At 75.2% G+C, this 11,143-nt stretch carries 9 protein-coding genes; 6 read left to right on the top strand and 3 right to left on the bottom strand.

The features are described from left to right. The first annotated feature begins 197 nt into the window (after positions 1-197). A complete protein-coding gene (locus tag TEK04_RS20535; RefSeq protein WP_336406234.1) occupies positions 198-1,067 on the top strand; it encodes a type IV toxin-antitoxin system AbiEi family antitoxin in 870 nt (289 codons plus the stop codon). 216 nt (positions 1,068-1,283) lie between these two features. Here the strand turns inward: TEK04_RS20535 and TEK04_RS20530 are convergent, their stop codons facing one another. Genes TEK04_RS20530 through TEK04_RS20520 form a run of 3 tightly spaced genes read right to left on the bottom strand, consistent with a single transcriptional unit; the run spans position 1,284 to position 4,952 of the window. After that, the gene (locus TEK04_RS20530) at positions 1,284-2,768 is read right to left on the bottom strand and encodes a phytoene desaturase family protein (RefSeq protein ID WP_336406233.1); all 1,485 of its coding nucleotides are present in this window, start codon (positions 2,766-2,768) and stop codon (positions 1,284-1,286) included. Between the two features lie 25 nt (positions 2,769-2,793). Continuing rightward, on the bottom strand, positions 2,794-3,744 hold the full coding sequence (meaB, locus tag TEK04_RS20525; protein WP_336406232.1) for a methylmalonyl Co-A mutase-associated GTPase MeaB: 951 nt from the start codon (positions 3,742-3,744) through the stop codon (positions 2,794-2,796). A gap of 2 nt (positions 3,745-3,746) precedes the next feature. Next, complete coding sequence (locus TEK04_RS20520) at positions 3,747-4,952, bottom strand: acetyl-CoA C-acetyltransferase (RefSeq protein WP_336406231.1); 1,206 nt, start codon at positions 4,950-4,952, stop codon at positions 3,747-3,749. Between the two features lie 184 nt (positions 4,953-5,136). Here TEK04_RS20520 and TEK04_RS20515 point away from each other — a divergent pair, with 184 nt between their 5' ends. The 5 genes from TEK04_RS20515 to TEK04_RS20495 all read left to right on the top strand — a co-directional run bounded on the left by TEK04_RS20515 (position 5,137) and on the right by TEK04_RS20495 (position 11,074). Next, positions 5,137-5,973: an alpha/beta fold hydrolase gene (locus TEK04_RS20515; protein ID WP_336406230.1), complete on the top strand. Its 837-nt coding sequence runs from the start codon at positions 5,137-5,139 to the stop codon at positions 5,971-5,973. Positions 5,974-6,103: 130 nt separating this feature from the next. Then, on the top strand, positions 6,104-6,553 hold the full coding sequence (gene mce, locus TEK04_RS20510) for a methylmalonyl-CoA epimerase (RefSeq protein ID WP_336406229.1): 450 nt from the start codon (positions 6,104-6,106) through the stop codon (positions 6,551-6,553). A 68-nt stretch (positions 6,554-6,621) separates the two neighbouring features. Continuing rightward, complete coding sequence (gene ccrA, locus TEK04_RS20505; RefSeq protein ID WP_336406228.1) at positions 6,622-7,953, top strand: crotonyl-CoA carboxylase/reductase; 1,332 nt, start codon at positions 6,622-6,624, stop codon at positions 7,951-7,953. A gap of 61 nt (positions 7,954-8,014) precedes the next feature. Continuing rightward, positions 8,015-9,223, top strand: coding sequence for a coiled-coil domain-containing protein (locus TEK04_RS20500; protein WP_336406227.1), 1,209 nt, complete (start codon positions 8,015-8,017; stop codon positions 9,221-9,223). Positions 9,224-9,355: 132 nt separating this feature from the next. Next, the gene (locus tag TEK04_RS20495) at positions 9,356-11,074 is read left to right on the top strand and encodes a hypothetical protein (protein ID WP_336406226.1); all 1,719 of its coding nucleotides are present in this window, start codon (positions 9,356-9,358) and stop codon (positions 11,072-11,074) included. Positions 11,075-11,143: the final 69 nt, after the last annotated feature.

Here is an 11,143-nt window from a genome sequence, read left to right as displayed (position 1 = left end):
ACACAGCTGCATGTCACATCGAGCCGCTCCGGGGATGGCCAGCACCGGGGGCACGGCTCCGGGCGGGCGGACGGCGCCGGTCGGACGGTGGGGTGGGGACGGTGGGGTGGGGACGGTGGGGTGGGGACGGCGCCCGGGCCTGTGGACAACCACCCCGATCCGGCCCAGGTGTGGGTCATGCTGCGGCGGTGCCCCCGATGCCGCACTGCCCACCCGAGCTGCGTGCCGCCGTGTTCCGCGGCTCGGACGCCGTGCGTCGTGGGCAGCTGACGGCGGCGCACCTACGGTCGACGGCGTTCCGGTCGTTGGCCCGCGACCTCTACGCCGGACCCGACGTCGTCCTCGACCACCGCACCCGGGCTCGCGCGGTGCGGCTCCTCCTGCCCTCGGCAGTCGTCTGCGGGCGGAGCGCGGCAGTCCTCTGGGGCGTGCCCCTGGCCGGCCCGGACGACGAGGTCGAGGTCTCGCTCCCCCCGGCCTGCACCAGCGGCCGGATCCACGGGGTGCGGGTGCGGCGCCGCACCCTGCCACCCGAGGACGTCGTGCAGCGCGGCGACGTCCAGGTCACCGGCCTGGTGCGCACGGGCCTGGACCTGGCCAACGCGGCTCCGCGTGACGACGCCGTCGCGCTGATCGACAGGTTCCTCCGCTCGGTGCCGGTGCCCCACCAGGAGCTGCTGGCCGCGGCCGAGGCCGACACCGCCCGCGGCGCCCGACGCGCCGAGGCCGCCGTGCGGTTGGCCGACGGGCTGGCGCAGTCGCCGATGGAGACCGTCGTCCGGCTGCTCCTGCACCGGTCCCGGCTGCCCCCACCGGTGGCCCAGTTCCGGGTGCGCCACCAGGGCCGCGAGATCGCCCGGGTCGACTTCGCCTGGCCCGAGCACCGGGTCGCCCTCGAGTACGACGGGCGCTGGCACGGTGCTCCCGGCCAGCTGGCGCGGGACCGGGCAAGGCTGAACCGGCTCACCGCCGCCGGGTGGCGGGTGGTCTTCGTGACCGCCGGGGACCTCCGCGACCCGGCTGGCCTGCTCGCGCGGGTGGCCGCCGAGCTCGCGCGCCCCGCATGAGCACGGCCGCGTCATCGCCGCGCCACCGCTGCATGTGACTCATTGCGGTGTCCACCGACCCTGACCCCGCGACGAGTCACATCCAGCGGCCCAGCCCGCGGAGGTGCGGCCCAGCCCGGAGGTGCGGCCCAGCCCGCGGAGGTGCGGCCCAACCCGGAGGTTCGGCCCAGCCCGCGGGGGTGCGGCCCAGCCGCGGGGTTCGGCGCGAGGTGCCGGTCAGGCGGGCGGGGCGGGGCGCAGCGGGGGGACGTCGCGGACGCCGAAGACCTTGCGCAGCGCCACCCGCGCCGCGTTGTCGCCGCACATGCCGTGCACCGCCGGGCCGGGCGGGGTGGCCGCCGAGGCGAGGAACACGTGGTCCATCGGCGTCGAGTAGGTGTTCCAGCGGGGCACCGGCCGGGCAAGCATCTGCAGCAGCGAGGCCTCGCCGTTGGAGATGTCGCCACCGACGTTGTTGGGGTTCCACTGCTGCATCTGCGGCGCGGTCTTGGTCGCCCGGGCCAGCACCGTGTCGCGGAAGCCGGGGGCGAAGCGCTCGATCTGCGCCTCGATCTGCTCGGTCATGTCCACGGTCGAGCCGTGCGGCACGTGCACGTAGGCCCAGAACACGTGCTTGCCCTCGGGCGCGCGAGTCGGGTCGACCACGGTGGGCTGCACGCCCAGCACGTAGGGCCGGTCGGTGAGCCGCCCGGCGGCCGGGGCGGCCTCCCCGGCGATGGTCTCGGCCAGGGTGCCCGCGACGTGGACGGTGCCGGCCCGGCGGACGTCGGGGTTGGTCCACGGCACCGGGTCCGACAGCGCCCAGTCGATCTTGAAGACGCCGGGGCCGTGCTTGTACCGGTTGACCCAGCGGGCGTAGCCGGCCGGGAGGCGGTCGCCGGCCATCTGCACGAAGGCGTCGGGCGAGGTGTCCAGCAGCACCGCGGGCACGCCGTCGAACTCGCGCAGGTCGGTGACCTCGTGGCCGTACTCCACCTCGCCGCCCTGCTGCTCGAGCGCGGTGACCATGGCGTCGGCCATGCGCTGGGTGCCGCCCTCGGGCAGCGGCCAGCCGCGGTGGTGGGCCAGCATCGACAGCACCAGGCCCAGCCCGGCGGTGAGCGGCCGGGTCAGGTCGAGCATGCCGTGCGCGGCCGCCCCGCCGATCAGGGCGCGGGCCCGCTCGCCGTCGAAGGCCCGGTGCGCCAGCCACCGCACGTTGGGCAGCGCGTTGAGCGCGAACCGCGCGACCGCAGGGATGCTGCGCGTCGGCAGCCGGCGGAAGGCCGAGGACAAGAAGTAGTCGACGACGTCGTCGCCGTGCTCGACCAGCTGGGTGAACAGCATGCGGTAGGCGTGGCCGTCGGCCCCCAACCCGGCCGCGGTCTGCTCCAGGGACCGGTGCCCCAGCGCGGCAGCACCGCCGTCGAGGGGGTGGGCGAAGGCGATCTCGGGGTGCAGCATGCGCACCCCTCGCGAGGCCCAGTCGAACTCGCGGAAGAACGGCGACGCGACACCCATGGGGTGCACCGCCGAGCAGATGTCGTGGGCGAACCCCGGGAGCGTGACCTCCTCGGTGCGCATGCCCCCGCCCGGGCGGTCGGCGCGCTCGACCACGCGCACCCGCAGGCCGGCCGCGGACAGCCGCAGTGCCGCGGCCAACCCGTTCGGCCCGGCCCCGACGACGACGGCATCCGGCTGCGAGGTCGACGCGGAAGTCATGGGCCCCAGTCTCCCCCGGGCCCCCTCAGAGCCGCCCGACGAGCTCGTCGGCGGCCGCGTAGGGGTCGCACTCCCCCGCCACCACCCGCTCGGCCAGCGCGTCGATGGCCGCCGCACCGCCGACGTCGCCCATCCGCCGCCGCAGCTCGCCCACCGCGATGGCCTCGACCTCGCGGGCCGCCCGCACCCGGCGGCGCCGGTCGCCCTCCCCGGAGGACGCCAGCCAGCTGCGGTGCTCCTCGACCCGGGCGAGCACGTCGTCGACACCCTCGCCGGCCGACGCCACGGTGCGCACCACCGGCGGGCGCCACCCGGTGTCGGCCGCCATGGTCAGCATCGCCCGCAGCTCGCGCGCGGTGCGGTCGGCGCCCTCGCGGTCGGCCTTGTTCACCACGAAGACGTCGGCCACCTCCAGGATGCCGGCCTTGGCAGCCTGGATGCCGTCACCCATGCCCGGGGCCACGAGCACCAGCGTCGTGTCGGCGAGGGAGGCGACCTCGAGCTCGGACTGGCCCACCCCGACGGTCTCGACGACGACGACGTCGCAGCCGGCGCCGTCGAGCACCCGCAACGCCTGCGGGGTGGCCCAGGACAGCCCGCCCAGGTGCCCGCGGGAGGCCATGGAGCGGACGTAGACACCAGGGTCGTCGGCGTGGTCACCCATGCGCACCCGGTCGCCCAGCAGCGCACCGCCGGAGAAGGGGGACGACGGGTCGACCGCGAGGACGCCCACCCGCAGGTCGCGGGCGCGCAGCCCGCGCACCAGCGCCGTCGTGGTGGTCGACTTGCCGACCCCCGGCGACCCGGTGATGCCCAGCACCTGGGCGCGCCCGGTGTGCGGGGCCAGCGCGGCGGCCACCTCGCGCAGCGCCGGGCTCTCCTGCTCGACGAGGGAGATCAGCCGGGCCACCGAGCGGGGGTCGCCGTCCCGGGCGCCGGCGACGAGCGCGCCGACGTCCGGGGTGCGACGTCCCACCCTCAGGCGGCGGGGACGTGCAGGACCAGGGCGTCGCCCTGGCCACCGCCGCCGCACAGCGCGGCGGCACCGGTGCCGCCACCGCGGCGCTGCAGCTCCAGCGCCAGGTGCAGCACGATGCGCGCACCGCTCATGCCCACCGGGTGGCCCAGCGCGATGGCCCCGCCGTTGACGTTGACCTTGTCCGGGTCCAGCCCGAGCTCGCGGGTGGACACGATGCCGACCGCGGCGAAGGCCTCGTTGATCTCCACGAGGTCCAGGTCGGTGGGGCTGATGCCCTCGCGCTCGCAGGCGGCCGCGATGGCCCGCGACGGCTGCTGCTGCAGGGTGGCGTCGGGACCGGCGACCACGCCGTGCGCGCCGATCTCGGCGAGGACGGTGCAGCCGAGCTCGGCGGCCTTGGCCGCGCTCATCACGACGACCGCGCAGGCGCCGTCGGAGATCTGCGAGGCGGTGCCGGCCGTGATCGTGCCGTCCTTGGTGAAGGCGGGCCGGAGCTTGCCGAGGGACTCGGTGGTGGTGTCGGCGCGGATGCCCTCGTCCTCACGGAACTCGATCGGGTCACCCTTGCGCTGCGGGATCTGGACGGTGACGACCTCGTCGTCGAACAGACCGTTCTTGTGCGCGGCCGCCGCGCGCTGGTGGCTGGCCGCGGCGAAGGCGTCCTGCTCCTCGCGGGTCAGCTCGTAGCGGCTGTTGGCCTGCTCGGTCAGCAGGCCCATCGCGACCTGGTCGAAGGTGTCGGAGAGGCCGTCGTGGGCCATCGCGTCGACGAGCGCGGTGTCGCCGTACTTCGTGCCGGTGCGCGAGTTGGCCAGCAGGTGCGGCGCCTGGGTCATCGACTCCATGCCGCCGGCGACGACGACGTCGAACTCGCCGGCGCGGATCAGCTGGTCGGCCAGCGCGATGGCGTCGATGCCCGACAGGCAGACCTTGTTGAGGGTGAAGGACGGCACGCTCATGGGGATGCCGCCGGCGACCGCCGCCGGGCGGGCGGGGTTCTGCCCGGCGCCGGCCTGGATGACGTGGCCCATGATCACGTAGTCGACCTGCTCGCCGCTGATGCCGGCCTTGTCCAGGGCGCCCTTGATGGCCACCCCGCCGAGGTCGGCGGCGGAGAAGTCCTTGAGGGAGCCGAGCAACCGGCCCATCGGGGTGCGGGCGCCGCCGACGATGACGGAGCGGTTCTGGGCTGCGGGCTTGCTCATGGGACTCCTCCGGTCGGTCCGGTCACCCTCGTTGGTGGCCGCGTCCGACCCCCGAGCCTAGGGCGCCCGGGGCGCGCCTGCCGATGGTCGGTGACGCACCTCACCACGTTTCCGTTGCGCACAACCGGGCACCGGTGCGACGGACAGCCCCGCCCCGGCGGGTCCATCGACACGGGAGGCACCCATGGCACGCGTGACCGTCGGCACCGAGAACTCCGCCCCGATCGAGCTCCACTACGAGGACCACGGCTCCGGCCGCCCGGTCGTCCTCATCCACGGCTGGCCCCTGTCCGGCAAGTCCTGGGAGGCCCAGGTGCCGGCACTGGTCGAGGCCGGCCACCGGGTCGTCACCTATGACCGCCGCGGCTTCGGCGAGTCGGACAAGCCCTTCGAGGGCTACGACTACGACACCCTCGCCGCCGACCTCGACGCCCTGCTCACCCACCTCGACCTCACCGACGTCACGCTCGTCGGGTTCTCCATGGGCGGCGGGGAGGTCGCGCGCTACATCGGCCGCTACGGCACCGACCGCATCCGCTCCGCCGTCCTGGCCGCCGCGGTGCCGCCGTACCTGTACCAGAGCGAGGACAACCCCGACGGCGGCCTGGACGACGCCACCATCGAGCAGTTCGAGGACGGCGTGCGCACCGACCGCCCGGCCTTCCTCGAGGACTTCACCGAGGACTTCTTCGCCGCCGGGGAGAAGAAGGACCTGGTCAGCAGCGCCCAGAAGGCCTTCGCCCGGCAGATCGCGGTCGTCGCCTCGCCGAAGGGCACGCTGGACTGCATCGCCGCCTTCGGACGCACCGACTTCCGCGACGACCTGGGGAAGGTCACCGTGCCGACGCTGGTGATCCACGGCGACAGCGACGGCGTCGTCCCGTTCGAGGTCTCCGGCAAGCGCTCGGCCGAGTCGATCGCCGACGCCGAGCTGGTGGTGATCGAGGGCGGGCCGCACGGGATCAACGCCAGCCACCCGCAGGAGTTCAACGCCGCCCTGGTGCAGTTCCTGGCGAAGTAGCGACGAGGTAGCGACTCCGCTCGGAGCCCCGGCGTCCTCCGGGACGACGGGGCTCCGCTGTGCTCAGGGTCACCCCGATCCGCCCGGTCGGGCAGGTGCGCGGTACCGGGAGTCACGGCAACATGCCCGCATGAGCGCCGACGCAGCCGCCCTGCCCGCCGACCTGTTCACCACGATCGACCACGTCGGGATCGCCGTCCCCGACCTCGACGAGGCCATCGCCTTCTACGACCGCGCGTTCGGGATCTCCTCGGTCCACGAGGAGACGAACGAGGAGCAGGGCGTGCGCGAGGCCATGCTCGCGGTCGGCACCGGGGACACCCGCATCCAGCTGCTGGCGCCGCTGACGCCGGAGTCGACGATCGCGAAGTTCATCGGTCGCTCGGGCCCGGGCCTGCAGCAGCTGGCCTTCCGGGTCACCGACGTCGAGGCGGTCAGCGCCACCCTGCGCGACCGCGGGCTGCGCCTGCTCTACGACGAGCCCCGCCGCGGCACCGCCGGCAGCCGGGTCAACTTCGTGCACCCCAAGGACGCCGGGGGCGTGCTCGTCGAGATCGTGGAACCGGCCACACAGCACTGACTTCTGCATTACCCGCCAGTAACATCTGCCATCGCACTACCGAGCCAACGACGACCCGGGAGCACCGCGTGAACGAGATCAGGGACGCCATCCTGTCCGACCAGCTGTCCGACATCGGGGGGCTGGGCGTGCCCGAGTCCTACCGGGCGGTGCTGGTGCGCAAGGACGAGCAGGACATGTTCGAGGGCCTGGCCACCAAGGACAAGGACCCCCGCAAGAGCCTGCACGTGGAGGAGGTGCCCACCCCCGAGCTCGGCCCGGGTGAGGCGATCGTCGCCGTCATGGCCTCCTCGGTGAACTACAACACCGTCTGGACGTCGATCTTCGAGCCGGTGAGCACCTTCGGGTTCCTCGAGCGCTACGGCCGGTTGTCCGAGCTGACCAAGCGGCACGACCTGCCCTACCACGTCGTGGGCTCCGACCTCGCCGGCGTCGTGCTGGCCGTCGGCCCCGGGGTGAACAAGTGGAAGGCCGGCGACGAGGTCGTCGCGCACTGCCTCTCGGTGGAGCTCGAGGACCCGGCCGGCCACGACGACACGATGATGGACCCCCAGCAGCGCATCTGGGGCTTCGAGACCAACTTCGGCGGGCTGGCCGAGCTGGCCCTGGTCAAGAGCAACCAGCTGCTGCCCAAGCCCGCGCACCTGACGTGGGAGGAGGCCGCCGCGCCCGGCCTGGTCAACGCCACCGCCTACCGGCAGCTGGTCAGCAAGAACGGCGCCAACATGAAGCAGGGCGACACCGTGCTCATCTGGGGGGCCTCCGGCGGGCTGGGCTCCTACGCCACCCAGATGGCCCTCAACGGGGGCGCCATCCCGGTCTGCGTGGTCTCCAGCCCCGAGAAGGCCGAGATCGTGCGGAAGATGGGCGCCGAGCTGGTCATCGACCGCTCCGCGGAGGGCTACCGGTTCTGGAAGGACGAACGCACCCAGGACCCCAAGGAGTGGCAGCGGTTCGGCAAGAAGATCCGCGAGCTCACCGGCGGCGAGGACATCGACATCGTGTTCGAGCACCCGGGCCGCGAGACCTTCGGCGCCAGCGTCTACGTCGCCAAGAAGGGCGGCACGATCATCACCTGCGCCTCGACCTCGGGCTACCTGCACGAGTACGACAACCGGTACCTGTGGATGAACCTCAAGAAGATCCTCAGCTCGCACTTCGCGAACTACAAGGAGGCCTACGAGGCCAACCGGCTCATCGACAAGGGCCTCATCCACCCGACGGTGTCCAAGGTCTACCCGATGGCCGAGGTCGGGCAGGCCGCCCGCGACGTCCAGATGAACTCCCACCAGGGCAAGGTCGGCGTGCTGACCCTCGCCCCCGAGGAGGGCCTGGGCGTGCGCGACACCGCCAAGCGCGAGAAGCACGTCGACGCCATCAACCGTTTCCGCGGGCTGTGAGCTCGCTGCGGACCGGCTCGACACGCCCGAGCCGGTCCGCAGTCTCTGGAAGGATGGAGCCATGAGCGACCCCCACGCCGAACTGCTCCCGCTCCGTGAGGCCACCTACTCCTTCGAGGTGGTGCGCAAGGGTTACCACCGCGACCAGGTGGCCGAGGCCATCGAGCGGCTGGACGCAGATCTGCGGGTCACCATGGCCGACCGCGACGCCGCGGCGGCCCGCTCGTCGGAGCTGGCCGCCCAGCTCTCCGCCCTGCACCAGGAGGTCGAAGGCCTGCGCCGCAAGGCCGCCTCGGCCGGTGCGCCCACCTTCGAGAACATGGGCGAGCGCATCTCGCACATGCTGCGGCTGGCCGAGGAGGAGGCCGGGGAGGTGCGCCGCCGCGCCGCCGAGGAGGCCGACGCCGTCCGGCAGCGGATCACGGCGGAGGAGAACGCCTCGGTGCAGCGGCAGGCCCAGGCCGGTGCCGACGCCGAGCGCGTGCTGGCCGAGGCCCGGCACGAGGCCGAGCAGGTGGCGGCCAAGGCGCAGGCCCGCGCCGACGAGCTGGTGACCAAGGCCCAGGAGCGGGTGGCGCAGCTCGACGCCGACTCCCAGGCCCGCCGCACCAAGATCGAGGAGGACTTCGAGATCGCGCAGCGGGCACGCCGCACCGAGGCTGCCCGGCTCGAGGAGGAGCGCGAGCAGGCGTCGGTCGCCGCCGCCCGGCAGCGGGTGGCCGCCGCCGACGAGCGGGCCGCCGCGACGGTCGCCGCCGCCGAGGACGAGGCCGCCGCCGTCCGGCGGACCCGGGACGAGCTGGCCGGGCGACTGCACGAGGTGCGCCGCCTGCTCGGCCGGCTGCCCGACCTGGGCGACACCGCTGGCCCCGGCGGCGACCAGCAGGCCGCTCCCGGGCCGGCGGGAGCCCCCGCAGACGGCGCCGCGTCCGGTCAGCGCCCCGCCGAGGGTGGTGCCGCGGCACAGCGCGGAGCAGGCCAGCAGGGCGGAGCAGGCCAGCAGGGCGGAGCAGGCCAGCAGGGGAGCACCGCCGCGGTCGCCGCCCCGACCCCGGCCGCCGATGCCAGCCCGGACGCGACGCCTGCCACCACGCAGGCCCCGGCGGCCGACGCCGCGTCGTCGGCCCCCGCCGCACCCAGCCGGCCCCCGGTGCAGCGCCCGGCCCCGGCCCCGGTGCGGGGGCCGGCGACCGCCGTGCAGCCCGCCGTGCGCTCGGTGCCCACCGGCAGCCAGCCCGCTCAGCGGGCCGGGGGCACCGACCGCCGCTGAGAGCACCGCACCCACGGACGGCCGTCCGTGAGTGGCCGGCCGTGACGGTGCGTGCCAGAGTGGCCACCGCCGGGTGACCACGACGGGCACCCGCGCCCGGAGCCGTCGGGGTCGTCGCTGGAGGGTGCTGCCGTGTCCGCGACCAGCGCCCCCGGCCGCCCCCGGCACGCCTCGGGCACGGCCCGGCGGTTCCGCTGGTCGGCCCTGGCCCCGGTGGCGGCCCTCGCCGTCGCCGGCACCGTCTCGGCCCGGGCCCTGCGCAGCACCCCGCTCGCCGACGACGGTGCGCTCACCGCGCCCGCGTGGTCCTGGCTGCAGGGCGGCCCGGCGCCTGATCCGCTGACCCCCGACGGCCTGGCCGTCCTGCACACCGCAGGCTGGGCCTGGCTCACCCGGGCCTTCGAGCGCGAGACCGGTCTCGCCGCCGCCGGTCGGCTGCTGCTGGGGGTGGCGCTCCTGCTCTCCTGCCTGCTGCTGTGGCGGGTGGCCCGGCGGGCTCGCCTCGGCGACACCGGAGCCGCCGTCGCGGTGCTGGTGCTGGGCGGGGTGCCCGGCCTGGTGCTGGTGCACGCGGTGAGCGCACCGGCCGCGTGGGCGGTGCCCTGGATGCTGCTCGCCGCCTGGCTGGCCGTCGGTCGACGACGTCGAGCCGTGCGGGCCCTCGCCGTCCCTGCGCTGGTGCCGGCGGTGCTGCTGGCCCCCGACGTCGCGCTGCTGGTCACCGCGGGCACCGCCGGGGCCCTGGCCACCGGGCGGCTGGGCGCCCGGTGGTCGGCCCGCACCCGCACCGCCGCGGCCACGGCGCTGGCCCCGGTCTTCGTCGGGCTGGTCCTGCTCCTGCCGCGGTGGGACCCCCAACCCGACGTCGTCGCCCCGTGGGCAGCCGGGGAGGTCCGGTCGGTGCTGCTCACCGCCGGGCTGCTGGCCACCGGCGCCCTCGCGGCGTGGGTGTTGCCCCGGTGGCGCCCCCCGGCGGCGGCGCTCGCGGTCACCACGCTGGCCGCCGTCGCGCCGCCGGGCCGGTTCTCGGCGCTGGTCGTCTGCCTCCCGGTCGGCGCCCTGCTGGTCGGCGCCCTGGTGCAGGAGGCCGTCGCCCGACCGGCACTGCGCCCGCTGCGGCCCGCCCTGGCCACCGCGGCCGCGGTCGGCCTGGTCGTGGGGCTGGTCGTGGCCGGTGCCGCGGTGCGGCTGTCCCCCGCCGACGACTTCGGCGCTGCCGACCGGCGCGCGTTCCTGGACTGGTACGGCCAGCAGGTGCCCGCGGGCAGCACCGTGACCGCATCGGGGCTGCTGGCCGACGAGCTGCGCCGGGCCGGGGTGCCGGTCGCGGCCGACGGCGACGGACTGCAGGTCTCGCGGGGCGGCGCGGGTGCCGGCGAGGTCGTGGCCCGGTTCGGCACGGAGGACACCGGGCTGGTGGTCCGCGACCTCCGGCACCGCGGGCCCGACGCCGACGAGCGGGCCCTGCGGCGCCAACTGGCCGCGGCACTGCTGACCAACCCGACCACGGCCGACGCCGGACAGGTCACCGGGGCCCTGCTGTCCGGCGACGTCGACCCCCGCCTGCTGACGCTGCTGGCCGGCATCGCGGCGCAGTACGGCGTCGGTGTCACCGCGGTCCCGGCGGTGGACGGAGAGGTGGGCACCCCGCTGCGGTACGCGGTGGTGGACTCGGTCGGCGGTGTCCGGCTGGCCGAGGACCCCGCGCTGGTGGCGCAGGTGCGGGGCTGGCTGGAGGCCCAGCTGCCGCCCTACGCGCCGAGCTCGGTGGTCGAGGTCGACGACGGACTGCGGGTCGGCTTCGGGTACGTGCCCGACCCCGACGCGCTCGTCAGCGCCGCGGCCGGGTGACCCGCCGCTCACCGTGCCGGGCCGGTGACGGACCGGTACGGTTCCCCGCAGTCGTCCCCCCGTGACCCA

Source organism: Klenkia sesuvii, assembly GCF_037083825.1.
Lineage (GTDB): Bacteria > Actinomycetota > Actinomycetes > Mycobacteriales > Geodermatophilaceae > Klenkia > Klenkia sesuvii.
The sequence above is the reverse complement of the archived record's forward strand: the minus strand, read 5'-3'. Positions and strand labels throughout refer to the sequence as shown.

What these genes read in the sequence shown, in the direction of transcription:
- mce (WP_336406229.1), top strand. Translation starts at nt 6,104, where the DNA reads ATGAGCGCCGACGCAGCCGCCCTGCCCGCCGACCTGTTCACCACGATC.
- TEK04_RS20535 (WP_336406234.1), top strand. Translation starts at nt 198, where the DNA reads ATGCCGCACTGCCCACCCGAGCTGCGTGCCGCCGTGTTCCGCGGCTCG.
- TEK04_RS20500 (WP_336406227.1), top strand. Translation starts at nt 8,015, where the DNA reads ATGAGCGACCCCCACGCCGAACTGCTCCCGCTCCGTGAGGCCACCTAC.
- TEK04_RS20530 (WP_336406233.1), bottom strand. Translation starts at nt 2,768, where the DNA reads ATGACTTCCGCGTCGACCTCGCAGCCGGATGCCGTCGTCGTCGGGGCC.
- TEK04_RS20520 (WP_336406231.1), bottom strand. Translation starts at nt 4,952, where the DNA reads ATGAGCAAGCCCGCAGCCCAGAACCGCTCCGTCATCGTCGGCGGCGCC.
- TEK04_RS20515 (WP_336406230.1), top strand. Translation starts at nt 5,137, where the DNA reads ATGGCACGCGTGACCGTCGGCACCGAGAACTCCGCCCCGATCGAGCTC.